General features: G+C 50.5%; 21 protein-coding genes. 9 read left to right on the plus strand and 12 right to left on the minus strand.

What is annotated here, in order from left to right; translation table 11 throughout:
- Positions 1 to 102 precede the first annotated feature (102 nt).
- The 5 genes from AC23NW_RS15830 to AC23NW_RS15850 all read right to left on the minus strand — a co-directional run bounded on the left by AC23NW_RS15830 (position 103) and on the right by AC23NW_RS15850 (position 3,884).
- Positions 103 to 1,266 (minus strand): acyltransferase family protein, encoded by a 1,164-nt coding sequence (locus tag AC23NW_RS15830; RefSeq protein WP_487450606.1) that lies wholly within the window; start codon positions 1,264 to 1,266, stop codon positions 103 to 105.
- Positions 1,267 to 1,355: 89 nt separating this feature from the next.
- Positions 1,356 to 1,553, minus strand: coding sequence for a response regulator transcription factor (locus AC23NW_RS15835; RefSeq protein ID WP_487450607.1), 198 nt, complete (start codon positions 1,551 to 1,553; stop codon positions 1,356 to 1,358).
- A 149-nt stretch (positions 1,554 to 1,702) separates the two neighbouring features.
- Positions 1,703 to 2,143, minus strand: coding sequence for a nuclear transport factor 2 family protein (locus AC23NW_RS15840; protein WP_487450608.1), 441 nt, complete (start codon positions 2,141 to 2,143; stop codon positions 1,703 to 1,705).
- Positions 2,144 to 2,175: 32 nt separating this feature from the next.
- A complete protein-coding gene (locus AC23NW_RS15845) occupies positions 2,176 to 2,973 on the minus strand; it encodes a hypothetical protein (protein WP_487450609.1) in 798 nt (265 codons plus the stop codon).
- 74 nt (positions 2,974 to 3,047) lie between these two features.
- Complete coding sequence (locus AC23NW_RS15850) at positions 3,048 to 3,884, minus strand: DUF6597 domain-containing transcriptional factor (protein ID WP_487450610.1); 837 nt, start codon at positions 3,882 to 3,884, stop codon at positions 3,048 to 3,050.
- A 136-nt stretch (positions 3,885 to 4,020) separates the two neighbouring features.
- Here AC23NW_RS15850 and AC23NW_RS15855 point away from each other — a divergent pair, with 136 nt between their 5' ends.
- The gene (locus AC23NW_RS15855) at positions 4,021 to 6,009 is read left to right on the plus strand and encodes a sensor histidine kinase (RefSeq protein ID WP_487450611.1); all 1,989 of its coding nucleotides are present in this window, start codon (positions 4,021 to 4,023) and stop codon (positions 6,007 to 6,009) included.
- Here the strand turns inward: AC23NW_RS15855 and AC23NW_RS15860 are convergent.
- Both AC23NW_RS15860 and AC23NW_RS15865 read right to left on the minus strand, forming a co-directional pair.
- Complete coding sequence (locus AC23NW_RS15860; protein WP_487450612.1) at positions 6,002 to 6,649, minus strand: response regulator; 648 nt, start codon at positions 6,647 to 6,649, stop codon at positions 6,002 to 6,004. The genes AC23NW_RS15855 and AC23NW_RS15860 overlap by 8 nt on opposite strands.
- Before the next feature lie 121 nt (positions 6,650 to 6,770).
- Complete coding sequence (locus tag AC23NW_RS15865) at positions 6,771 to 8,426, minus strand: hypothetical protein (protein ID WP_487450613.1); 1,656 nt, start codon at positions 8,424 to 8,426, stop codon at positions 6,771 to 6,773.
- 196 nt (positions 8,427 to 8,622) lie between these two features.
- On the opposite strand from AC23NW_RS15865, the gene AC23NW_RS15870 reads away from it, so the two are divergent.
- The 4 genes from AC23NW_RS15870 (at position 8,623) to AC23NW_RS15885 (ending at position 13,927) form a co-directional block, all read left to right on the plus strand.
- The gene (locus AC23NW_RS15870) at positions 8,623 to 9,741 is read left to right on the plus strand and encodes a sensor histidine kinase (RefSeq protein ID WP_487450614.1); all 1,119 of its coding nucleotides are present in this window, start codon (positions 8,623 to 8,625) and stop codon (positions 9,739 to 9,741) included.
- Entirely contained in the window at positions 9,738 to 10,541 is an 804-nt protein-coding gene (locus AC23NW_RS15875) for a LytR/AlgR family response regulator transcription factor (protein ID WP_487450615.1), read from the plus strand. Before AC23NW_RS15870 ends, AC23NW_RS15875 begins: the two co-directional genes overlap by 4 nt.
- 127 nt (positions 10,542 to 10,668) lie before the next feature.
- The gene (locus AC23NW_RS15880; RefSeq protein ID WP_487450616.1) at positions 10,669 to 13,293 is read left to right on the plus strand and encodes a TonB-dependent receptor; all 2,625 of its coding nucleotides are present in this window, start codon (positions 10,669 to 10,671) and stop codon (positions 13,291 to 13,293) included.
- 52 nt (positions 13,294 to 13,345) lie between these two features.
- The gene (locus AC23NW_RS15885) at positions 13,346 to 13,927 is read left to right on the plus strand and encodes a YceI family protein (RefSeq protein WP_487450617.1); all 582 of its coding nucleotides are present in this window, start codon (positions 13,346 to 13,348) and stop codon (positions 13,925 to 13,927) included.
- A 50-nt stretch (positions 13,928 to 13,977) separates the two neighbouring features.
- On the opposite strand, the gene treZ is transcribed toward AC23NW_RS15885, so the two are convergent.
- The 5 genes from treZ to AC23NW_RS15910 all read right to left on the minus strand — a co-directional run bounded on the left by treZ (position 13,978) and on the right by AC23NW_RS15910 (position 19,005).
- Complete coding sequence (treZ, locus tag AC23NW_RS15890; RefSeq protein WP_487450618.1) at positions 13,978 to 15,789, minus strand: malto-oligosyltrehalose trehalohydrolase; 1,812 nt, start codon at positions 15,787 to 15,789, stop codon at positions 13,978 to 13,980.
- Positions 15,786 to 17,408, minus strand: coding sequence for an alpha-amylase family glycosyl hydrolase (locus AC23NW_RS15895; protein ID WP_487450619.1), 1,623 nt, complete (start codon positions 17,406 to 17,408; stop codon positions 15,786 to 15,788). The genes treZ and AC23NW_RS15895 overlap by 4 nt, the downstream gene beginning before the upstream one ends.
- A gap of 36 nt (positions 17,409 to 17,444) precedes the next feature.
- A complete protein-coding gene (locus AC23NW_RS15900) occupies positions 17,445 to 17,753 on the minus strand; it encodes a hypothetical protein (protein ID WP_293836033.1) in 309 nt (102 codons plus the stop codon).
- 96 nt (positions 17,754 to 17,849) lie between these two features.
- Positions 17,850 to 18,719, minus strand: coding sequence for a tetratricopeptide repeat protein (locus tag AC23NW_RS15905; protein WP_487450620.1), 870 nt, complete (start codon positions 18,717 to 18,719; stop codon positions 17,850 to 17,852).
- 61 nt (positions 18,720 to 18,780) lie between these two features.
- Positions 18,781 to 19,005: a hypothetical protein gene (locus AC23NW_RS15910; protein WP_487450621.1), complete on the minus strand. Its 225-nt coding sequence runs from the start codon at positions 19,003 to 19,005 to the stop codon at positions 18,781 to 18,783.
- A 141-nt stretch (positions 19,006 to 19,146) separates the two neighbouring features.
- Here AC23NW_RS15910 and AC23NW_RS15915 point away from each other — a divergent pair, with 141 nt between their 5' ends.
- From AC23NW_RS15915 to AC23NW_RS15930, 4 genes are all read left to right on the plus strand, one after another.
- Positions 19,147 to 19,758, plus strand: a complete 612-nt coding sequence (locus AC23NW_RS15915) for an RNA polymerase sigma factor (RefSeq protein ID WP_487450622.1) — start codon at positions 19,147 to 19,149, stop codon at positions 19,756 to 19,758.
- 76 nt (positions 19,759 to 19,834) lie between these two features.
- Complete coding sequence (locus AC23NW_RS15920; RefSeq protein WP_487450623.1) at positions 19,835 to 20,887, plus strand: FecR family protein; 1,053 nt, start codon at positions 19,835 to 19,837, stop codon at positions 20,885 to 20,887.
- 239 nt (positions 20,888 to 21,126) lie between these two features.
- Positions 21,127 to 24,519 carry a SusC/RagA family TonB-linked outer membrane protein gene (locus tag AC23NW_RS15925; RefSeq protein ID WP_487450624.1) on the plus strand — a complete coding sequence of 1,131 codons (3,393 nt, stop codon included), beginning with the start codon at positions 21,127 to 21,129 and terminating at the stop codon, positions 24,517 to 24,519.
- 21 nt (positions 24,520 to 24,540) lie between these two features.
- Complete coding sequence (locus tag AC23NW_RS15930; protein ID WP_487450625.1) at positions 24,541 to 26,073, plus strand: SusD/RagB family nutrient-binding outer membrane lipoprotein; 1,533 nt, start codon at positions 24,541 to 24,543, stop codon at positions 26,071 to 26,073.
- Positions 26,074 to 26,095: the final 22 nt, after the last annotated feature.

Below are 26,095 nucleotides of genomic sequence, written 5' to 3' on the forward strand. Positions count from 1 at the left end.
AAGCTATAACACCTTGCAAGTTAATACGATACCACTATCTGACGAAACATTTTCCCGGAATGTTGGGAACCTCCCTAGATAGCTGGTTTCCGGTGTCGGTAGTTATATCGTAAGATAACGGTTCCGGTTAGCTACCGCATTCAGTCGTTTCCGGGCAGGTACCTCCACAAAACGATACGTCAGTGAAGCCACTACCAGTACGAGCGCCACGAACACCAGACAGGTTATCAGATTGTCGATCCCATAGTGCACCCCCCTGAGCGCCGGCGGATTCTTCACATGCACCTTGCTGATTAAGTCAACCGCGAGAAACGTAAACACAATCGGAATATGAACCATATAAATGGAGAACGACCAGTCGCCGAGCCGCTGAAAAACACGGGTGTTCAGCAGCCTGGCCAGTCGTCCCTGATTGTAGGCCGTTCCGATAATGAGTAGCGGAAACGACCAGATCGTCAACGCATCCGGCACATTCAGATGCCAGCAGATTAACAGACCGGTTCCAATGGCCGCTAACACCATGCCGTTCCCCAGCAAACCATACATCCACCGTTCCCTGTAGGCATCAAGACAGATCATGCCCGTCAAAAAACCGCAGAAACAACGGATAAAGCTTTTCGGAAATGTAATCGCATCAAAATTATAAGGCAATGTCTTCAGCCACTCCTTATAATCGGGCATCGGGGGCTGGAGGTATGTCAGCAGGATATAGCCAGAAAGCGGTACAAGCAGCAAGGCAGCTTTTACGCGCAGGGAAGAGCGGCTGAACAGCGGCACCATAAACGGGAAAAGCAGGTACATCAGCCATTCTGACCCGATTGACCATGAGGGTGTATTCCACGTAGCGGTAATGGCCTGATTAAATCCGTTTAACAGGAGTAAATGCAACGGAACATCCGGGAGTGAAAAAACCATTTCTGCCCCTCCCTGTAGTTTTACGCCGGCATTCATGATCCATACGTACAGACCGAAAACCCACAGAAACGTCAGCAGATGGAGGGGGTAAATCCGGGCGAACCGGGCGCCCATGTACCGCATAAACGATGCCCTGATTACACTAGTCCTGAACCAGTCTCCGTAGACATACCCCATGACAAAACCGCTCAGGATAAAAAAGAAATCAACCATCAGATAGAGGTGACGGATCATTTCTGAATCGGCCGGATTAGTCAGCGGAGCCACAAAAATGTGAAAATGGAAAAACACAACAAGCAGGGCTGCAATGCCTCTGAGTGAGGTAAGGCCGGTCAGATATACAGGTTTCATTGTAAAAAATATTTAAACAACGTATTAGTATATACGTTCGGGCCACATACCTGCGGCCCGAACGTATGCGTGATTAGGTCACAGATCAGCTAAAACCCTAGCTTTAGGGCTTCTTTCACCAACCCGATGGAACTGCGGACGCCTGCTTTTCTAAACAGATTACGGCGATGGGTCTCGACAGTCGACACCGTAATGCCCAGTTCATCAGCAATCTGCACAGTAGTCATTTCCTTAAAAATCAGCCGCAAAACCTCCTGTTCGCGTCGGGTAAGTTTTAATTGTGTCATGGATAAAGCCAGAGAAGTAGCCTGACAAAGATGGTGGATCAGGAAAGCAAGTGCCCTAATGGTTTTACATGATATTGCCTCATGGAAAACCATGATTCTGCGGAGAAGCGGCTTCCATGAGGCACATATCAGGCGATGACGCCATGCATTCAGGCGGTTAACTGCGCCACAAAACGGGTATGATCCCAGTCTACTGTCAGAGCGGTAATGCGGTCCTGTTGGTCGAAGTGAAAGACAAAAATATGGTCGCTGTTAAATACCTTACCATGACTTGGCAGGCCCATAAACTCTTTTTGCTGCGTCCCGTAAATAGCCACCCGGCAGGTTACCGTATTGCCGTCCGCGGTAAGTGTGTCCACTGTATTGTCTACATCCGGGAAACAATCCATGATCAGTTCCCAGACTGTTTTACCAAACTCCCAGAACGTACCTTTGCCATTTTCGCCTAATGGCAGAAAGTGTACCGTGGCGTCAGCAGTTGCGAGGTTAATCATCCTAGCCGTATCCAGATCGCTGTAGGCTTCGAAAAAAGCGATACAGGCCCCTTTACGGGTGAGTTCGGAGACAGACTCCTTTTTTAGCGTTTCCATTTGTTTTTCTTTCGGTTTTCTGAGTTTCTGTTTTATTTTTTGCTGGTATCGATACGTTCATAAACTTCATGCAGGTTACCATCTTCACTCGCCTGCACATACCGGCCATCCGTCAGCGTAATCCGGTGGGCGCGCTTAAATCCTTTGCGGGAGCCGTCGGGTGCCCAGGACCAGAACTCGTTGACTTCAGTCAGCGTCTGCCCGTCGTATTGGTACCTCACCCCGCCTGCACCCACAAATGCTTTCGTTTTCGGATTGAAATAGGCAAACACCGCCATCGGATAGCTGAATAGTTTGATTACTTCCACATCCTTGTATTTCCCTTCGCCGAGTTTTGAGTTTTTCCAGACTCCTTCCTTCATTCGCCATACGCCTTCGAGGCCTTTGTTTTTCAGCGGATCTGTTGCCGTTATCCGCGTACTGACTTCATTAATCGGATAATCCCTGTATTTTTCAGAGTTCATCTTACCAAACTGATGGTATTCGGCCGGGGTTACTTTGTAATCAAATACAAACGTATTCCCCACCGCCGTTGAATCCCACGAATAGTAGTCAACGTGTTCGACATACCGGCCGTTTTTGAGTTCATACGTCCCACCGCATGCCCCGTTGAAGGAAGTATGGCCGTTGCGCTTATCATCGAAATAAGCCCCGAACCAGTATCCGTCCCTGAAGACCTTAATGACCGTAACGGAATCACGGGTTTTCCATTCGGTCATCGTCCCGTATTTATTCCGGACCTGCCGGAATGCACCGTTTAATGTACTGACTGGCTCATCGGCAGTGAGTGCCGCCAGCGTCAGACTCAGCATGACTAGTTGTTTTTTCATTGTACCGGCGATTAGTTACCCCAAAACTAACCGGCAGACCGGCGCCCTGATTGTAAAAATGCGACATTCGCCGCTCAGGTACGCAGGTAGTTGGCCAGCTCGGTATTCGCTTTCAGGTACAGCGACGGCGCTTTTCCGGTAAATTCAGTAAACTCTCTGATAAAATGGGACTGGTCGTAATAGCCACACCGGTAAATCAGGTCGTGCCAGTCCTGCACCTGCCACCGTTGCCCCGCCAGCAGTGAACAGAGATAACCAACCCGCCGGATACGGGCATAATATTTCGGGCTCACGCCAACACGCTGCAAAAACTTTCGCTCAAACTGGCGGCGGCTTAAAAACGACGCTTCGGCAATGGTATCCAGATTGACTATTCCCCGCTGCTGAACAATCAGGTTCGCGGTGTGATCAATCCGGTCCGGAGTAATATCTTTTTTTATCAGCTGAAACAGCAGGAATCGCTCAATAACCGCAATCCGTTCGTCGTAGCTGAGGGCAAGGCTGATCTGCTCCTGCAACTGCCTGCCCACCGGACCGAGTACATCATCAAGGCAAATCCGTTCGTCGGCAAATTCAATCATGGGTAACCCGAAAAGACTGCTGATGCCCGCCGGTTTAAACACAACACCGACCATATCGATGCTATCCGACAGGTAAAGCCGGTACTGCCGGGTAGACTGACCGGTAATAAAAGCAGCCGGTACTCCCTCAATGCGGTCGCTCAGCCTCGTCTTAACCGAGTAGGGCGTTCCCGGATTAAACACGATAGACCCGAATCCGGAAGGCGGAGACTCAATTTCCATCCCGGACAGTCCTTGCCCGGCACCGGAGAGCCGCTTATTTTCCCAGATATAATAACACTCAATAAACGGGTGCAGTAGCGGATGCGGGGTATATTTTTTGTAAAACATAAGCCATGCTGTTTGCTACAGTAAAGGTTTAGAAAACAGTTTGGTTTTTACATCATGGTAAACCATGATATTTCACTGACAATTTTGCCGGTTTTAGTAAAAAACAGTTGATTAGAGCTACTAATCTGTAAATCCGATGGCAAAGTACCTTCTCTGCGTTCTGACTGCCTGCCTGACGGCCTTAACCACAGTTGCCCAAAAACCAGCCACCCTCAAGTCAGACTCGCTGGCTATACGGACTTACCTGGCAACTGCCGCCACGTTTGGGCCCATGAAACGGGACTCTTGTTTACTGGCAATCAATAAAGGATTACAACTTGCTCTCAAAAATAAGCATAAGCGGCTGGAAGCAGTATGCTATCAGGCACTCGGCATGTACTCGGCTGCCTATGGGGTCCGCTTCGACAATCAGATGAAGGCACTCCGTATCTACGAGGAGCTGAACGATCTGAACGAAACCGGTAACGTAAACATCGCACTCTGGGACCTTGTCCGCCTGCAATCCAACAATAAATATCCCCCTGAGGTAGCACAATATGCCGAGCGGGCGCTCGACGCTTTTGAGCAGACTAAAAACCAGACGGGCATTATCCAGGCCACTAACAGCCTCGGTATTTACTACGCCATGACCAGCCAGCCCGCTAAGGCGCTGACTTATTTTGAAAAAGTCAGGGACATGATGGTCGCCCTTAAGCGGGATTCAAGCCAGATTTACAACATTGAGTATAACATGGCCAATCTGCTGTCGAAAACCAACCCGCAGGAATCCCTGCGGCGGCGGCTGATCATTTATGACTTTTTCAGGCGGCACCCGTCAACCAATACCGGCATCCACTTCAGCCTGCTCGAAGCGTTCTGCCAAACCTATAGCAACCAGCCCTATACCAATCCCGATGAAGTAATCCGGTATGCTACCGAAGGGCTGCAGTTCGGTGAAAAGCTCAACAACCTCGGCCGGCAGTTATCCTTCCACCGGCACCTGCAGTGGGCCTACAAAACCCGGCAGCATTTTGATAAGGCGCTGCGGCACGCCGAGCAGGCCCGTGCCCTGTCCGACTCGATTTCGAAACAGGAAGATGCGCGGCAAATTGCGGAAGTGCAGCAGAAATACGATAACGAAAAGAAACAGACCGAAATCGAGCGGCAGCGTCGGGAATTACTGGAGAAACAGGTACTGCTTGAACAGTCGTCACGACAAAAGGCACAATCGGATCATGATCTCCGGATGAACCGGCAGCTACTGGCTACACAGCGCGTTCAACAATTACTGAAGGAAACAAAACTGACGCAGCAGTCTCAGACCCAGCAGGCTAATATCCAGCGGCTTAAGCTTGAAAAACAACAGGCCGAAACAAACATGCAGCTAACCCGCGAAGAACAGAAAACCGCCCGCAATCAATTATGGGGGAGCGTTGCCGCAGGGCTGATTATTTTGTTACTGGCGGGGCTGCTATGGCGGAACCAGCTGCTGAACCAAAAGAATACGGAATTACAGGCAGCACTGGTCAGAGGGCAGTCCATTGAGCGGAAACGGGTGGCGGCAGACCTGCACGACAATCTGGGTTCGGCCTTGTCGGCCCTCCAGTGGAGTATTGAAGCCATCGACCACAATAAGCTGTCAACCCCTGAACAGGCAATCTGGAGCAGCCTGCAGCAGCAGGTCAGCAAGGCCTATGCCGATGTCCGGCTGCTATCCCATAATCTGCTGCCCGACGAACTGACGCTGCATGGCCTGTTCCCCGCCCTCCGGACACTGACAGACCGGCTTAACCGGAATCAGCACGTAGTATTTTCGCTGGAAGTACCCGGGGTATTACCGGTAATTCCGCCCTCTACGGCCTTTGAGCTTTACAGCATCTGTCTGGAACTCTGTACGAATATTCTCAAACATGCCGGTGCAACGGCGGCCACAATCCGGCTCGAACACACTGGACAACAGCAGCTGCGGCTCACCGTTCAGGACAACGGCGTGGGGCTGGCGGACCCTTCAGCAAAAGGCTTCGGTCTGAACAGCATTGACTCCCGCATTCAGGCACTGCATGCCGTCAGGGAGGTAGCAAGTGCCAGGCATCAGGGAACGACACATGTCATTACTGTACCGCTGAACCAGCCGGTGACTACGTAGACAGCCCGAACCGGACCGCGTACTTAACCATCCCGACCACATTTTTGACATTCAGTTTTTTCATCAGGTGCCGCCGGTGAGTTTCGACCGTAGGTACGCTGATAAACAGCTTATCGGCAATTTCATTCGTCGAACACTCATCGGCAATGAGCTTCAGCACATCCAGTTCGCGGTCAGTGAGGTAAGCCATCGGGTTTACATCGCCCGACAAATCCGCCTTCACGTTAGGGAAACCGCCGGTTATGTCCTCTGCAAAGTAGTGACGCCCCTCCATCAATTCGTTTATAGCGTGTTCCAGCTCCTTGCGGCCCGACCGTTTGAGCACATAGCCGTGCGCTCCGGCCTTTAAGGCATCAAACAAGGCGTGACTGTCTTCGACCATGGTCAGCAGCAACACTTTAACCGAAGGATGCATCTTTTTCAACTGAATCGTCAGTTCAATGCCATTGAAGTGTGGCATATTGAGGTCACAAATCACCATGTCTACCTTATGCTCCCGGAGAAAACCATCCACACGACGGCTGTCGTTCAGGCACCCGACAACCTCGACATGACGGAGGGTAGAGAACAGTAAGCTTAAACTATCTGTCACGATCTGGTGATCATCGACGAGGAGAAGTCGGGTATAATGTGGCTTCATAATCCGGACAGTTATGGTGATGCACGAACTTTCTTCCGTTAATATAAAGCATTATACCATGACGTAAGAATTGATTTTAATTAAAAGGTATAAAATGTTGTATCGTTGATATTATTGTAAACTACCATTGTTTTAATAGCGACATAGCAAGGTCAGCAGTGGTCTTGTCCGTACTGGCTGCATAAGTCTCTATAAATGCACGGACGTCTTCGCTTTTAAACCGGGCAAGAACGCTTAAATAGCATTGAATGAGGTACTGTTTGTCTGCTGATTCGTTACGGCACACCGCTATCAGGTCATTAACGGAAGCCTTATCATGTAACAAACCCAGTCCGATAGCAGCTTTCATTCTCAATAGCTCATGCTGACTATGCAGTTCTTTTTTATATACCGTCACATAGCGGGCCTTCGGAAAAGCATTATAGTAAGTAAGAGCACTTTCTTTCCAGTCCCAACCGAGGTACTCGTTATAGAGCCGGTCAAAAACCGTATGCAGGTTACCTACCTTATTCTCAATTGTCAGACGGGTGAGCTGAACTGTCCGGAGCGCCGGATCATTCAGTAAAACCGGTAACAGAGGTTTAAGTTTTGGGGTATGATTTCCGTATAAAGCCACTGCGGCAGCGCTTCGGATACTTTTATCATCATGTTTCAGCAGATTGAGGCAAATGGCTGTAGACCGTCGATCGGTTCTGTTCTCAAGCAACCTGACCAGTTGATTTAATATCCCGGCATCCGTAACTTTTTCCAGCGCCAGCTGAACATCAGGAAGCAGTTCATCACGCCTGAAATGTTCCGGAAACGGCTGATAAATTTCATAGTTGCCAAATTCAGCGTTAACTTTTTGTTCCGTTATGAGACGAAGTAATAGCCGGCTGTTTTCGGTTACCGACGAGTATAAAAGCGCTGTAACCAAGTCCCGGTTAAGTACAGTTTGCCGGTTAATATAATCGGTTAGAAGCTGGCGGTCTGCCGTAAATGAACTGGCAACAAGTGCTTGTAATGCCGATGATTTCGTCTTATTATCTTCCAGAAGTGGTTTCACGTATTCACCGATCGCGCTGATTTTCCGGTCCGCGATTACGTTTAATACAACGGGTTTTTCCGCATTCTCCCAGCGGTTAAAGGCATTCCATAATACAGTCTCAACGTCTTTATTGGACGGCGTAAACCGGAGGAGCTGCAGGGCACACATCCGCTCCGCCTGCTCATGGCTGTTGATATAACTGAATGCCGTTTGCCGAAGTGAATCAATCGGTTGCTGTAGGAGCATTGGCAGTATATACAGGAAAGCAGCCTGATGCTTTGGCAGCGTCAGTACCCGGAACGCGTCGTTTGTCGCCGGAATTTTCAGATACAGTACCGAACACACTAATGTCAGCTGACTGACATCATTCTGCTCCTGCGGCAGTTGTTTTTTCAGATAGGCATCATACGAATGATCATTCGCTGCAGCCAGCATGGCATAGCCAATGGAGCGCCTCCATGGATTATCCGCATACACCAACCTGATGATGTTGTTTACATACAAGGTATCCTCTTTGAATGAAGCCAGCGGATAATTCGAAAGGTTTTCACCGATTGAATTATTGGAGATGTTAAAATACGGACTCAGAATTTCGTGGTTTTCCTCGTAAAAACGGCGGATTGCGGAATCGCTAACTGTACTTTGTTCAACAAAACGGCGGAAATCAGTCCGGAACGTTTGTAGTGACTGCGCCTTTACCGAATATGACGCCAGTCCGGTAATGATAAAAAGGATGGTGCGGATATACATGTCTTTGTCTGTTGCCGGCGCTAAAATAGGCCGGGCAGCAGATAAAAATCTTAATCTATATCAAGAAATCTGAGTTTTAATCTGCGGGAACATTTTACGTGCTCCGCTCCCCGAATTCGTCCTTCCGCAACCCAAAAGGGCTATTCGGCAGAATTGATTGGCTTCAGGCGGTGGTTTGGTATACTTTTGTCCGTACATGCGTGAGTCAACCACATACCGTTTAACCCTCCGGCAAAGCGGCGCTCTGGCCCTTAGCCTGGCGCTGATTTTTGACCCGATCATCGTTTATGTCAATGCACCCGCACGCTCAGTGGCGTTCTTGCTATCAGCCTGGCAGTTTCTGGCAGTCGAATTCCTGTTTACGTTTCTGATCTTTTTTGCCTGGATTGTTTTTTCAGAATGGATTCTCGACGTGCTGGCAAGGCGATTCGGTGAAGACTTTCTGACCGGCTTTACGTTATCGGGACAATTCCTGCTGCTCACACTGGCCATCGGCGCCGCCCTGAGTTTCAACGCGGCAAAATCGGAAACACTCTTCAAGCACATTGGCCCGATGCTCTGGCCCCGCACCGACCGTCACGTAAACAAACCACGCCCCCGACCCGAACACGACGGCCGGTGGGATTATTTCGAACGGTCCAACAACGGCCTGGCAACGGTAATGATGCTGGCCATCTTTTATGTCTCGGCCAACCGCAGGGCTAACCGTCGCTTAAATGACATTCAGGTGCAAAAAGCCAGCCTTGAAAAAGAGGCCGTGCTGGCCCAGTTTACCGCGCTTAAAAATCAGGTCAGCCCCCATTTTCTGTTCAACAGCCTCAGCATTCTCTCGTCGCTGGTGCATGTTAACCCCGATTTATCCGAAAAATTTATTGACCAGCTGTCGCGCGCTTATCGCTACATTCTGGATCAGAAAGACAATGACCGGGTAAGCCTGAAAACAGAGCTGACATTTATCAAATCCTACCTGTTTCTGCTTAAAATCAGGTTTGAAGACAGTTTCGATGTACGTATTGAGCTCCCTGACGGCTTCGGCGATCAGTACAGCATTGCGCCCCTGACCTTGCAGCTGCTGGTCGAAAATGCCGTGAAACACAACCGCATGACACCCAAAGATCCGCTTCTCGTTACGATTACGACCGAAGACGGCTACCTGATTATCCGGAACCGGATGCAGCCCCGCGAACAACTGGAAACCTCAACCGGAGTCGGGTTACAGAATATCATCAACCGATACCGCCTGCTAACCGATCAGCCAGTACGGGTTAGCGAGCAGGAGGGCGCATTTGTTGTTAACATTCCGCTATTACCATGAATGTAGTCATTGTTGAAGATGAACGACTAACGTCACAGCGCCTGCAGAGTCTGTTGCTGAAATATGATCCGGCCATGCAGATTGCGGCGATCCTGCCGTCGGTCGAACTGGCCATCCCGTGGTTCAGGCAATACGAAGAAAGCGGCCGGCAACCGCTCGACCTTGTATTTATGGATATCCACCTACAGGACGGACTGGCATTCCGGATCATTGAGCAGTTGCAGCTTACTACCCCGATCATCTTCACAACGGCCTACGATGAATACATGATTCAGGCGTTTAAGGTCAACAGCATCGACTACCTGCTTAAACCGGTTGCCCCTGAAGACCTCTCCGCCGCCATTGACAAATTCAAGGCCTTCCGGGACCGGTTTACCAGAACGGCGGAATCAGCCGTACACTACCAGCAGCGGGAAATTGACGCGTTACTGCAACGGCTGGGCAGACTGGAAGAGACAACCTATAAAAACCGGTTTATGGTCACAATAGGGCCGAAAATATACAGTATTCAGACCGCTGATACGGCCTATTTCTACCTCGCCGACCGTGCCACCATGCTTGTCACCCATGAGGGCCTGTCGCTGCCGGTTGAATACAGCCTTGAAAAGCTTGGTCAGCTCCTGAACCCCGACGAATTTTTCCGGATTTCGCGCCAGTTTTTTGTCTCCCGCAAGGCGATTCAGTCCATTCTGGCTTATTCTGCCGGAAAACTTAAACTCGAACTGCTGCCAAAACCCCAGACTGACGTATTCGTCAGCGGCGAACGGGTAACCGATTTCAAGGAATGGCTCGGCAAATAGACGACAGGCATTCACACCCCTAAAAACCGGTTTCTACCGGTAAAACAAGGCATTCTGCATCTTTCATTTAGCCGGCTGACGTGATCCTCCCAATTTTGCAGCGTACACTAATGATCAAACACGCTGCATGAAAACTCTACCGGTCTCAACGTTTACGTCACTCCTTACCACTGTACTGATTGCAGGCAGTCTGTCCGTTTCCTATGCGCAGATGGGTCCGGGAGGCGGAGGGCCTCCGGGTTTCGGCGGTCAGCAGGAGCGACAGAAAAAGGAGTTTGTTCCCGGCGTTTCTGATGATACGCCGAAAGGCAACGCCAGAATTTCCGGTATAATCGTTGATTCGTCGGCAACCACCCCCGTTGAGTTTGCTTCTGTTGCCCTGATCAGCCAGAAAACCGGCAAACCGATTGACGGTACCGTTGCCGATGCCAAAGGAAAATTTACCCTCAGCAAGATTGCCGCCGGAGACTATCGCCTGCAATACACATTTATCGGATACAAAACGATCGAGTCGAAAGCCATCAAACTCGACAAAAATTCCGATCTGAACGTCGGCACCATAAAACTCCCGGCGGATATAAAAACCCTGAATGAGGTAACCGTCACCGGCCAGAAAGCACTAATCGAAGAGAAGGTTGACCGGCTGGTGTTCAATGCAGAAAAAGATATTGCCACCAAAGGCGGCGATGCCAGCGACGTTCTGAAACGGGTACCGATGCTGTCTGTTGACCTCGATGGCAATGTGAGTCTGCGGGGCAGCCAGAACATCCGCGTACTGATCAACAATAAACCCTCAACCATTGTGGCGGCCAGCGTTGCCGATGCCCTGAAGCAGCTACCGGCCGATATGATTAAAACGGTAGAGGTCATTACCAGCCCCTCAGCCAAATACGACGCAGAAGGCGCAGCCGGTATCATTAATATCGTCACCAAGAAAAATACGCTCCACGGCCTGACGCTGAACATCGACGCCGGGGTCGGTCTGCGGGCCTCCAATCTTGGTCTCAACGGGACGTACCGGCAGGGCAAACTGGGTATTACCCTCGGCGGTTTCGGCCGGGCGATGTACAACCGCCAGTCATCTTCGTTTATTCAGGAAACCATCGTGAATAACCAGCTCCTGAAATCGACCCAGGAAGGGTCGGCGTTTGACAAACCACTTTTCGGACAATATACGCTGGGTTTTGACTATGACCTGTCCAAAAATCAGTCGCTGTCGGCGAACGTACGGTTTGGCACCCGCAACTTTATCCAGTCACAGAATCAGCTGACAAACTCGTATATGAACGGGTTGCTGTCGAATACAACCAACCGCGATGTTGACCGGAAAGACCTGTCCAATTCAGTGGATGTGAATGTGGATTACATCCGGACGTTTAAGCCGCAGCAGGAGTGGTCAATTTCAACGCAGTACAGCCGGACGGGGCTGGTCAATAATTTCTATGCTGATCTGCTGAACGGCAGCAACGAGCTGACCGGCCGCCAGCGGAACCTCAACAATAACACCAACGGCGAACTGACCCTGCAAACCGACTACCAGACACCGGTCAAAACTAATCAGTTGCTGGAGTTCGGCGTGAAGGCTATCATGCGGCAGGTCGACAGCCGGTTTGAGTACCAGATTGCCAACGGTTCCGGCTCCCTGTATCTTGACCCGAAAAATCCGGCCGGTTCGCTGAATTATGAGCAGAATATCGGAGCCGGTTACCTCTCCTACACCTACGCGACTAAAAACAAGTACACGTTTAAAGTCGGGACGCGGTATGAACATACCGGCATTACGGCGAAAGCCAATGATACAAAACCGCTCGGCATTCCGGCATACAGCAATCTGGTTCCGAGTATCAACGTATCTAAATCGCTGAACAGCAGCACAACCCTGAAGGCGGCCTATAACCGCCGGATCCAGCGGCCGGGGCTGCAGCAGCTGAACCCGAACGTAAACGCAGCCAACCCGCAGCAGATTATGGTCGGTAACCCGACGCTGAGACCCGAACTCACCGATAACGCAGAACTAAGCCTGAGTACCAGCATCAAAAAGACCTACCTGAACGCCTCGGTATTCGGCCGGCTGACCAACAATGCCATTACGCAGATCCGGTCGGCAAACGATACGCTGGCCGGCGGCATCATCACCTCGTTTCAGAACATCGGCGTGCAGCGTACTATCGGCACAAATATCTTTTTTAATACCAACATTACCCCGAAATGGAGCCTGAACGGTGGCTTTGACGGCTATTATGTCTACATGCAGGGCACTACGGCCGGCACAAACGGGCAGTCGGTAATGATCTCCAATACGGGTTTCAGTCTCGGCGGCCGGATCATGAGTCAGCTGCAGATGAATAAAGGCTGGAGTGCGCAGGTATTCAGCTTCTTTCGCGGGCCTATGCCGCAGTTACAGGGCCGGATGGGCAGCTTTTATATGTACTCGGTCGGGATCCGTAAAGACGTGGCCAATAAACAGGGTAGTATCGGAATTGCTGCCGAAAATTTCCTCGGTGGCGGTGTAAAGATGCGGACAGAAATAGCCTCGCCGACCCTCTACCAGATGAACGTCATGCGGTTGTATAACCAGAATGTCAAGATCACGTTTACCTACCGTATTGGCAAAATGAGCTTTGAGCAACCAAAGAAAAAAGGTCGTTCGGTCAATAACGACGACGTTAAAGGCGGCGAAGGCGGTGGTGATAGCGGCGGCGGCCAGGCACCCGCAGGCGGCGGTCAAACCGGCGGAAACCGGCCTAAATAGTTTTATTTCCCTTTTTCTCCTATCTTGGACAAGTTAAACCAACTCTAATCACATGAAAAAGCTTGCATTAACTGTAGTAACACTGCTTAGCCTGACAACCGCATTTGCCCAAAACTGGACTGTTGACAAATCACACTCACGCGTTGGCTTCACAGTTACTCACTTGATGTTAACGGATGTTGACGGAAACTTTAAAACATTCGATGCCTCAATTACCTCAAGCAAACCCGATTTGTCGGATGCCGTAATTGAACTGTCGGCTGATATCAACAGCATTAACACGGATAATGAGCGCCGCGACGGTCACCTGAAAAGCCCTGATTTCTTCGACGCTGCTAAATTCCCGACGCTGACATTCAAGAGCAAGTCGTTCCAGAAAGTTGACGGTAAAAAGTACAAACTGACCGGCGACCTGACCATGCACGGCGTAACGAAGCCGGTAACCCTGGACGCCATTCTGACCGGCCCGGTAACGATGGACAGCCCGCGTGGCAAAACCGAGAAACTCGGCCTTAAGCTGAGCGGCACCATCAAGCGTACTGATTTCGGCGTGGGCAGCAGCAATACCAGCGTTGTCAGCGACGAAGTTGAAATCAAAGCGGCCGGCGAATTCGGCAAGGCTCAGCCTAAGTAATTTATTGCCCTGCAAATGCTTGTAAGCCGTCTCACACGAGACGGCTTTTTTTATTCGGACACCGATGAGGTTCCGCTTATTACAACAACCTGCCAGGGCTCAAGTGAAAGCTGTTTCCGCTTAACACTGACGTCTTTATCGCCTGAGTGCAGCAGAATCGCCGGCTCTTCTATCCAAGCCGGTAACTTCGCAGTAATCATTTTCCTTGACAGGTTAAAAAACGCCAGAATATGATACAGGCCGTGAATACACTGCCGGTGCAGTACAAAACCGACGTCGTCCAGTATCGAAAAACGGATGTCATCTTTGCGGACATTCTGCAACGCCGGTTCTTCCCGCCGCAAGGTTAGCAGGGCTTTATGCCAGGCCAATAGTTCCGCGTGTTTACCGCTGTGCCGGCAGTCCCAGTTCAGTACCGATTGCCGGTATACGTCTTCATCAAAAGGGTCTTTGTAGTCACTGTTCCCAAACGCAGCAAAGTCACTTTTCCGGCCTTCCTGTACCGCTTTAATCAGATCGGGGTCCGAATGATCAACGAAATAGTAAAAGGGAGCTTCATCGCCGTACTCTTCACCCATAAAAAGCATTGGCACATAGGGAGAGAGCAGCACCGCTGCCGCAGACAGCTTCTGTAGCTTGTTATTCACCAGTTTAGATAACCGTTCTCCGCCTACCCGGTTGCCTACCTGATCATGATTCAGGCTGAAGACGACAAATTTATCGGCATCCATACCTGCCGTTGACCGGCCAAACTTCCGCTTCCGGAACGACACAAACTCCCCGCTTACCACAAAGCCATCCGTATAGGCTTTGGCCAGTTGTTCGATGCGCCCGAAATCACGGTAGCGGTCGCGGCCGGCCGGGTCAACCAGCACATAGAGCGCATGATGAAAATCGTCGAGCCATTGTGCCGTAAACCCAAAGCCCCCCGTTTCCGGATGCTTCACTACCTTCGGGCTGTTCAGGTCAGATTCAGCAATCAGGTAGAGCGGGCGCCCCAGCGTTTGCCGAAGCTGCTCCGTTTCATCGTGAATCAGTTCCCAGATGTGGGTCGCACTGAAATCATAGACCTCATGGATCGCATCAAACCGGAGTCCGTCCAGATGAAAGGTCTCAAACCAGTACCGGACGTTGCTGACAAAATAGTCCCGCACCCCATCGGCCCAGGTACCGTCAAAATTCAGAGCGTTCCCCCAGGGCGTGCAGTATTTCTGCGTAAAGTAGGGGCCAAACTCACTAATGTAATTCCCCTCAGGCCCGAAATGATTATAGACCACATCCAGAATCACCGAAATGCCTTTGGCATGGCAGGCATCAATGAGGCGTTTAAACCCATCGGGGCCGCCATAGGAATGCTGGACCGCAAAGGGATAAACACCGTCATATCCCCAGTTCCGGTTGCCGGGAAACTGGGCGACCGGCATGATTTCGAGTGCGTTGATACCGGTTTCCTTAAGGTCGGCAAGGCGGGGAATAATCGCTTCAAAGGTGCCTTCGGGGGTAAACGTACCCACGTGCAGCTCGTAAATGATCAGGTCCCGGAATGCCTGCCCTCGCCAGCCGGCATCGCTCCAGTGATAGCCATCCTGATCGATAACCGCCGAAGGCCCGTGAACACCCTCGGGCTGATAGGCCGAAGCCGGATCAGGGAACTGCTTTCCGGGTGCAGGGCTTACCTTGTATAACGTCCCCGGCGGAATTTCATCCGCTTCGGCTTCAAAATACCCCCACTGCTGCTTTATAAGCGGTATCGTCCGCTTTTGGGAACCGGTAAGCTGAATAGCAACCGCTTCGGACTCAGGAGCCCAAACGCGGAACCGGCACCGGTTGTTTCCGAGATATGTTGCGCCTGGCTGTTTCATGAATGTTGATCTGCTTTTAGCCGGACAATGATGCCTTCATCACCGTTCAGGTTTATACGTCCGGAAACGACAATGCCTTCCAGCTCGGGATAGGTGGCCAGCTCAACGGTTCCCTGCAGCTGTTCATCGGCAAGCCGGATGTAGGCGGGCCGGTGGCTGAGGTTCAGTAAAATCAGAAACGCATCGGCCCCTCCGGCCTTCCGCATATAACCGATCACCTGTTTATCAGCATAAACCGGTGTATACTCACCTGTCATGAGCGCTGGTTCCTGCTGCCGCAACTGAATCAACCGGCGATACAGGGTGAGCATGGTGCCGGGATCGTTCTGTTGCGCGGAAACGTTTTCGCGGCTGTAATTCTGCGCGATCCGAAGCCAGGGTTTTGCCTCCGAAAAACCGGCATAAGCTGAGTTATCCCACTGCATCGGTGTCCGCGACGGATCACGGCTCAGGTTTTTGTCGGGCATGTTCAGCCCCTGCGGATCCTGCACCTCTTCGAACGGGATGGCCACATCGCGCATACAGATTTCGTCACCGTAGTAAATGGTGGGCGTTCCGCGTAGGGTCAGCAGCAGCATGGCCGCCACCCGTGCCTGCTCCTTGCCAACGCGGCTGGTAATGCGGGGCTGATCGTGATTACCCAGCACCCAGTTTGGCCAGCCACCGGCCGGCAACACCCCTTCGTACTGGTCAATAGCGGCCGCAATCTGTTGAGCATCCCAGGGCAGCTGTAATAATTGAAAATTAAACGGCAGATGAGCGCCCTTGCCGTCAATGCCATAGTAGGTAACCAGTTGCTGAATCGGCAGGTATATCTCCCCGATCATCATCCGTTCGGGATACTCGTCGAGGATGTGCCGCATCTTCATGACCAGTTCGTGCACTTCCGGCTGGTCGGTCGAATAAACGGGAAGCAGTTGCTCGTAGGTTGCCATATGGGGCTGGTAGTTCGGGTTAACAGGATTATCCCTGAACCGGGCGTCTTTGACCATATGCCACATGACATCGACCCGGAAGCCGTCTACGCCTTTATCAAGCCAGAAACGCATAACCGAAAACATGGCTTCCTGCACCGCCGGATTCCGCCAGTTCAGATCGGGTTGTTCCTTCAGAAACGCATGGTAATAATATTGCTGCGTTGGTTCGTCCCATTCCCAGCCAGACCCGCCGAAAACACTCAGCCAGTTATTCGGTAAGCTGCCGTCAGGTTTCGGGTCGCTCCAGATGTACCAATCCCGCTTCGGGTTATCGCGGGAGGATCTTGATTCAAGAAACCACGGATGCTGATCAGAGGTATGGTTAGGGACCAGATCAAGGATTAGTTTCATACCGCGCCGGTGTACTTCACCAATCAGGCGGTCAAAATCCTGCATGGTTCCGAATAAGGGATGAATCCCTTGATAATCGGATATATCATAGCCGAAATCGGCCATCGGTGACGGATAAACGGGCGATAACCAGACAGCCGTTATGCCGAGCCATTGCAGATAATCAAGCCGTTTAATGATGCCTGACAAATCACCGACACCATCCTGATTACTGTCCTGGTATGAGCGCGGATAAATCTGATAGATCACACCCTCCTGCCACCAGAGGTGTTTTGACAGAGTCGTTTCCATACGTTGCGTATAAAGTGATAATCCTGTTTCCCGTTATCAGGCCTGAAGGAGCTGATCAGCACGGTTTTTACGGCGGGTCGCGCCCGCCTGTAGCATAAGGACCGGAATACGGGAAAGAATCGGAATGGCCTTCAGCTCTTTAAGCAACGTAAAGCCTTCCAGACAGGAGCTGATAAAAATAAGGTAAGGTATCGTCTGCGGAGAACCGCTTTTGAGTTCATCTACCAGACCATAATCGAACCGGCGGAACATCAGTTTTGCCAGCGGATTCAATGTCAGCAGGCTGCCTTTCAGTTCGGCTTTGGTTTCCTGCTCCTGGTCCGTGATAACGAGGATGGTTTGCACGCTTTTCTTTGGTTTAGGAACAACACTACACCCCTAACCATTGTCAAGCGAAATGTATACAAAACAGGTAGTTTAAATGAGTATACGGCCCGCACCCTAGCCGGCGAGCTGGCGTTTCAGCACTCCGCCGATAAAGCTACCGATAAAGGTTAAGGCAATGGACCCGTAAAGTCCGAACAGAGCGAGCTCACGCTGGCCGCTGGCCTGAGGTTGGGTGACAAAAAACGTGTAGCAAATCCACAAGAAAGCAGCCTGACAAACGGCCAGTACCCAGCCCCGCCGCGGCTCAAAAAAACCGATGGCTGCCGCCGTAACTGCTGCCCACAGATAGGGTAAATGAATCACCGACGTTTGCTGGATGATGAACAGTAAGGCAGCCGCATTCAGTAATACCGCCACTACACCGAGACCGAGGCGGATATCGAAAAAAGATTTTCTACCGCGTTGACTTACATTCTTACCTGCTGCCTGCATTTGTTTTATCCGTGCTTCCTGTTGAAAATCAGCTTGTGCCTGGTCAGGCTGATGGAGGTGCTCATTGGCTACGCCGCGCCAGTGAAATGCATCCGCATACTCGCCCTGACCATGAAAAATTGCCTTGTCAAAATCCCGCCAGGCGGTCTGGTACTCCTGCCGCTCAAGATGCGCCATGCCCAGTGCAATGTGCACCTCAGGTATGGTCGCGTCAAAACTGGCAGCCTGCCTGAAGTCAGCCAGTGCGCCTTCGATATCGCCCAGAGCTGCCCTGCTTTTTCCGCGGTAAAGATAGGCAATTGGTGACCGGGGATGTGCCGCTACCTGTTCAGAAAAATAGGTCAGCGCTTCCGTTACTTTGCCCGAGGCCAGGAGCACAATACCCTCGTTCATGCGGTCCTGCTCTTTTTCCCAATCTGTCCGGAGGTCTGCATAATAATTCAGATAAATAATGAATCCGATCAGACCGAGCGTTGTGAGTACTTCTAACATGACTTTTTTATTAATACTGCGCGGCTAACGGCTTACTACCAATTCTCTTTTTGTAAACAAATTACGCGACACGCTGTACAAATGATACATCGGGATGAAATCGGAAAGTTCCTGCACAATCGATTGCACACATTTCTTTTTGCGGCCTGTATAAAATTTCCATTAGCTTTCCGGCCAGCCATTGCTTTTCATTCTGATCAGCCAATAAGCTGATGACCAGCACCTTACTTACAAATTTATCAAAGATGTTCTCCGGTAATCCTATTTTTAACACCTGGTAAATCAAAAAAACATATCGGATTATTATCAATTTGTAAACTTTTATTCTGCGTTAAAAGATTTATAGACAACTAAATTTCGAAAATCAGTTAGTTGGCAATCGACAAATTTCTAATTTTGACAGACTCAACATTGTTTTCGGTCTGCCATGGACTATAAAAAAGGCCCTTCATCCCATCACGACGATGCCTATTTATGGCAACAGCTCATTGCCGGAAATTATCAGGCTCTCGGGTTGATTTATCAGCAGCATTGTAGTGCATTAATTCAGTATGGCCGCAAATTAACCACCAATGATGATCTCGTTAAAGACAATGTTCAGGATTTGTTTGTTGAACTCTGGAACCGGCACGAACAATTGAACAAGGATGTTGAGCAGGTTAAACTATACCTGTTAGGAGCCCTCCGGCATAAGATTGCCCGGTCAGCTAAACTACAGGACCTGACTATTACCCTGGAAACGGCGGATGAAAGTAGTTACGCCGAACAGTCATACGAATCGGTACTTATTACGGCTGAGCAGGAAACCGAGCGGTCGAACCGGGTACGGGAGGCTATTTCGGACCTTGCTCCGCGTCAGCAGGAAATCATTCATCTCCGTTTTTATCAGAACCTGAATCACCGGCAAACGGCTGAAGTAATGAATATGCGGGAACAGTCGGTCCGGAATCTGCTGCATGTTACGCTTACCCAGCTCCGGAAAAAGCTTGATTTTGCCATCCAGATACCGCTGATCTGCCTGCTCAGCCTCTACTGCTAACTTTTTTTTCCTTTTCTACAGTACAAATTCCCTGAATTCAGCACTTCCCTACAGAGGCAGTCAAACTGGATTGTTCATGGATTATCAGCGTTACACCGTTCACGATTTTTTACAGGATGATTACTTTGTTCAGTGGGTACTGAACCCGACTGATTCAGGTGATCGGTACTGGCAACGGATACGCCGGAGTTTTCCTGAACTTGACGAAACCATGGCCGAAGCCATGGTCATTATCCAGCAGCTGCATGCGAATGAACATACGCCGGTTACTCAGGATACGGTTGATACACTCTGGGCGCAGATTGAGCAGCAGACGTCTCCGGATATGGCTGCAAAATCCGCCCGCTGGTATATCCCGATCGGGGTACTGACCGTGTTACTCGTTGTTTTTGCCGTTTGGGGCGCACGGCACGACCTGCTGCCGTTTCATTCAGGCACCAAAGAGTGGATTAGCCGGACCAACCTGACCGATAAACCGGTCTGGGTGAATTTGCCGGATAGTTCCTGGGTTTCGCTTCTGCCCGGCAGCCGGATCGAGTATGCCATTGACCCCGACTTCCCGGTTCGGGAGGTAACGTTGCATGGTCAGGCGTTTTTTGATGTAAAACGTAATCCGGACTGGCCGTTTCAGATTCTGACGGGTAAAACCCAAACCCAGGTTCTGGGGACCAGTTTCTGGATCAAAGAGCATACGGACCAAAAGTCAATCGAAGTTGATGTAGTATCGGGAAAAGTATCCGTCTCTAAAACGACAAAGCCGGTGCTGTCCCTGAAGGAACCGGCCATGGAGGATGTTGTTATTTTACCCAATCAGCGGGTTCTCTACGATGAAGCAGCCAACCGCCTTACTGTCAGTCTGGTTGACCATCCGGTACGGCTACAGACCGGCGCCGGCAAAGAAGAACTGCAGTTCCGCGATACGCCGCTCAGCCTCATTGCCCCGCATTTAAGCCGGTTATACGGCATTAGCGTAATAATCGCAAACCCGAAAGCAGGCCGGTGCATGTTTACCGGCGATGTGAATGGAATGGCTTTGTACGATATCCTTAACCTGGTTTGCCGGTCTATCGGCGCTGCCTATCACATTCAGGATACCCGGATTGTGATCAGCGGTAAAGGTTGCCGGTAAATTCGCTGGATCAGATAGTCTGTTTGATGAGCAAAATCGTATAGTAAATAGTCAATTATTCACTTAACCCGGTCTCTATGGTATAGAAAACACTATACACTACACAAACACAGAAAAGGCCGGTCGTGCGTCACCACGGCCAGCCTCAGGAATGCTGATTTCTCCGGAATCTATTATCTGCCAGGATAATAACAGGAATTTTTTTGTCCTATTTTTTACCGAAAAAACCGTGCAAATGTATGAAACTAATTTTAAATGGCTTAAGGCCGTTTCGCGCATTCAGTAGAATTTCCCTGCTCCTGACCCTGGTTCTGATGGTCATGCTGCAGCCGCTGTTTGCCCTCGACGGCTCTACTCAGAGTATTCTCAACCGCCGAATTTCCCTGAAAGTTGAAAACAAGGAACTCAAATCGGTACTGGACCAGATTGAAACCTCGGCTAATGTTAAGTTCGCCTATAGCCGGCAGGTTGTGAACCCCAACCAGCTGGTTTCGTTAACGGCTAATCAGCTGACGTTATCAGAGGCGCTGACCCGTCTGCTGAAACCAATCGCTTTAACGTTTGACATTGTTTCGGGCCGCATTCTATTGATGCCGGCTGAAACTGATAAAATCTCAACCAATAAATTCAGTCAGGCAGCAGACCGGCCGCTCGATATTACCGTTACCGGTAAGGTGAAAGACGCGCAGACAAACCTGCCGCTCCCGGGGGTTAACATTACCATCAAAGGGACAATGCGGGGTACAACTACTGATGCCAACGGCTTTTATAAGGTATCGGTCCCGAACAGCAGCGATGTCCTGATCTTTTCGTTTATCGGGTATACAACCAAAGAAGAAGCAGTCGGCAACCGTACGGAAATCAATATCAGTCTGGCGGATGATCAGAAACAGCTGGACGAGGTAATCGTTACGGCCCTCGGGGTGAAGCGGGAAGAACGCTCACTGGGTTATGCTGTACAGAAAGTAAGCGGCAATACCCTGCAAACCGTAAAAGGCGTAAACGTTGCTACGTCGCTGACCGGTAAAGTCTCCGGTCTGTGGATCAAAAACAGTACCGAATTTAACGAAGCCCCAAGCCTCTCGCTCCGTGGAGAAACCCCGTTGCTGGTTATTGACGGTGTTCCTTACGGCAACATGAGTCTGAGCAACATTCCGCAGGATGATATCGAAAGCATTGACGTACTGAAAGGCCCGACGGCAGCCGCCCTCTATGGTTCGCGTGGCGGCAGCGGTGCCGTTATTGTAACGACAAAACGCGGTGCCGGTTCAAAAGGCCTGACCGTAACGGTGAATTCCAACAACATGTTCAACGCCGGTTTCCTCATGCTGCCGAAAGTGCAGACAGGTTACAGTGCCGGTCTGGGTGGTGTTTACGATCCGACCGACTACGTTTGGGGTGCAAAACTCGACATCGGTCAGAAAGCCATGCAGTGGAATCCGCTGACGAAACAAATGGAATTGGCCGAACTGACCTCACGAGGTAAAAACAACTTCAACGACTTCCTGGTACCGGGCATGGTGTCAAACAACAACATCAGTTTGAGCCAGTCGGGTGAAAACGGCAGCGTCCGGGCGTCGATTACGCACATTTACAACAAGGGCCAATATCCGAACCTACAGGCGAATGCGCTGAATTTCAGCCTGAGCGGCGAAATGAAAGTGGGCGATAAATTCTCGCTCAACAGTCAGATCGGCTATAACCGCAAAACCGCCCCCCAAGTGTTTGGTTCAGGGTATTCGGCCCAGGGCTATATCTATAACATCCTGATGTGGATGGGTCCTGAATTTGACCTGAGCCAGTACAAAGATTACTGGCTGATTCCGAACGAACGGCAGAACTGGCACTACAAGGCATGGTACGACAACCCGTATCTGATGGCCTACGAAAAACTGAACGGGATTGAACAGAACAAAATGAACGCCAACATTACGGCCACATTTGCACTGTTCCCAGGTGCCAAAATGTTAATCCGACCGGGCTTTGACTGGTACCAGAACGACGAAACGAAGCGCAACCCGCCAAATATTCTCTCGACGCGTGGCTGGGATGCAGCCGGTCTGTACTCAATGGATAAGCGCACAGGTTACAGCTTCAACGGTGACGCCTTACTGACCTACAACCGGACGTTCGGGCCTCTGGCGATTGACGCCCTCGCCGGCGGAACCATCTACAGCTGGACCGATGCTGATTTATACAGTGCTACCCGCGGCGGGATTCTGATCCCCGGCTTTTACTCGCTGAATAACTCAGTTGAGCGTCCTAACGTAAGTACCTTCACCAACCGCAAACAGGTAAATAGTTTGTTTGGTAAGGCAACGCTTTCGTTCCAAAACCGGATCTTCCTCGATGTCACGGGCCGGAATGACTGGAGCTCGACCATGCCGAAGATCTCGCGCTCTTACTTCTACCCATCTGTCGGTGGAAGTATTGTAGTGAGTGAATTTGTAAACTCGCTGCCAAGCTGGCTGGATTTCGCAAAACTGCGTGGCTCCTGGACTATGTCGAAAAGCGATCTTGGCGTGTATGCCACGAACCAAACCTATACCACGGTTTTAGCCGACTGGGATAATCTGAACTCAGCAGCCTACCCGACAACGATTCGTGGTGGTGCGGTAAATCCGGAGACAAACCGTACGTGGGAAGTGGGTATGTCGGCCTATTTCCTGGGCAAACGCTTTAAGTTTGATGCCGCTTATTTCAACAAATACAATTATAACATCCAGCGAAGCGCCAGCATTTCGTCGGGTTCAGGTTTTACGACTACCCTCATCAATATCGACGAAACTTATGTTCGTCGCGGGGTTGAACTTAGTCTGGATGCCAACATCATGAAATCGGCTAACTTCCAGTGGGATGCGGTTGCCAACTATTCGTACAATCACCGCTATTTTAAATCGCTCGATCCGGTTTATTCAGCCAAAAATGCATGGACAGTGGCAGACGGACGGGTTGATACTTACACCGGCCGCATCTGGGTGACGGATCCCCAGGGTAGTGTCGTTCACCGCACTAACGGACTGCCCCTGCAAAGCGATTACAGCTATCTTTACGGCTACACTGATCCAAAATTCATCTGGGGTCTGTCGAATAACTTCCGGTATAAGGATTTCCGGATCGGTATCAGCTTCGATGGCCGGGTCGGCGGTGTGCTGAACAACTATTCTTCGTATAAAATGTGGGATACCGGTTCACATCCCGACTCAGATAACCAGTGGCGGTTTGACGAAGTGGTCAATAAAAATAAATCATACGTTGGCCAGGGTGTTGTCGTGAAATCAGGCGAAGTTAAGTACGACAGCTATGGTGCTATTACCAGCGATACCCGGACATTCGGCCCGAATGAAACCAAAGTTTCGTATCAGGACTACGCCCGTTTGTATGGCGACGGTACACGCGGTGTGACGAACGCTACATTCCTGAAGCTGCGCGAAATTTCAATCGGCTACACCATTCCGTCATCGTTTGCAAAACGGTTCGGGGCGCGGGCGGCATCGGTATCGTTTACCGGTCAGAATGTGTGGATGTGGGCTAAAGCCTTCCGTTTTGCCGATCCCGACAAGGCTGATGATACGCAGCTGACTTCGCCTTCGGTGCGCTATGTAGGCGCTAACCTGCAACTGACGTTTTAATTAACCGAAAACGACCTTCCAATGAACACGACGAAACGCTATATACTCCTCGGTTTGAGCATGCTGACACTGGGAAGCTGTTCTAATTTTGACGAGATTAACTCAAATCCGGATGCGGCGGTGAAGGCCACGGCTCCGATGCTGGCGACCACCCTGATCCTGAACATCACAGACAATACGATCAGCTCCGGCAAGTCTTTTCTGTCGCCCCACTTCCTCGACAAATCGGTGATTTACACTGAATTTGCCGAAGACCTGCAATATAACTACCTCGGCCGTGCCAGTTTTGACGGACTTCCGGTGCTGACAAACATCGAAAAGATGATTGCCTATTCACCGGCAGACGGGTATAAAAACGCATACACGGCACTCGGTAAATTTGTGAAAGCATGGAAATATTTTGACCTGACGATGCGCGTAGGAGATGTCCCCTACTCGGAGGCACTGAAAGGCGAAACGAATATCATCGCCCCGAAATACGATACGCAGAAACAGGTGATCGCCGGCATTCTGAATGATCTGGATGAAGCTGACAAGCTGTTTGCGGCGGGTACTAAATTTGACGGGGATCCGATCTACGGCGGGGATATTACAAAGTGGCGGAAAATGGTAAACACCTTTGAGCTGTATGTATTGCTCAACCTCTACAAAAAAACCGGCGAAGCTGATCTGAAGGTAGTTGACCGCTTTAAGGAAATTGTTGCCAGCCGCCCTGTTTTCCAGAGCAACGCCGATAATTTCCAGCTGGTGTATTCGGACAAAGCCGGTCAGCGGTATCCGTTCTACAAGCTTGGCAACCCGTCGGTGATTTATCCGATGATGTCTGAGGTGGTAGTGGGTAAACTGAAAAACCTGGACGACCGCCGGTTATTCTATTACGCTAACCCGTCGCCGGTGGCGGTGGCTGCCGGTAAAGCCATCAACGACTGGACGGCTTACAAAGGTACTGATCCGTCAATGATCTATTCGTCGATCACGACCATATTCGGGACCAAGGACTATTCACCGCTGAACAGCCGCTATACCGAATTACCGGGTTCAGAGCCGGTATGGCTGATGAGCTATTCGCAGCTGAAGTTCATGCTGGCGGAAGCAACCATCCGCGGGTGGATTTCAGGTACGACGGCGTCAACCTACTACACAGACGGAATCAAGGCCGCCATGCAGTTCACGGCCGCCAATACACCCGACAACTCGTTGTATCACCACAATATGAAGATTACTGACGACTACATTAACACCTACGTGGCGTCGGATAAGGTGAAGCTGACGGGTACAACTGAGCAACAGATCGAGCAGATTCTGACTCAGAACTACCTCGGGTCCTTTTTGCAGGCGCCGTACCTGATGTTCTTCGAAAACCGCCGGACCAACTATCCGGCCTTCCCGATCAATCCGGCGTCGAACAGCAACATTCCGGCCAATAAAATGCCGGTGCGCTGGTTGTATCCGCAGAAAGAACTCGATTACAACACGGTTAATGTAAAAGATGCTATCAACACTCAATTTGGTGGTAACGACGACGTTAACCAGCCGCTATGGATTCTGAAATAAAGAATCGCTGCCGATAGTACCA

Source organism: Arsenicibacter sp. R0_47 (assembly GCF_057652235.1).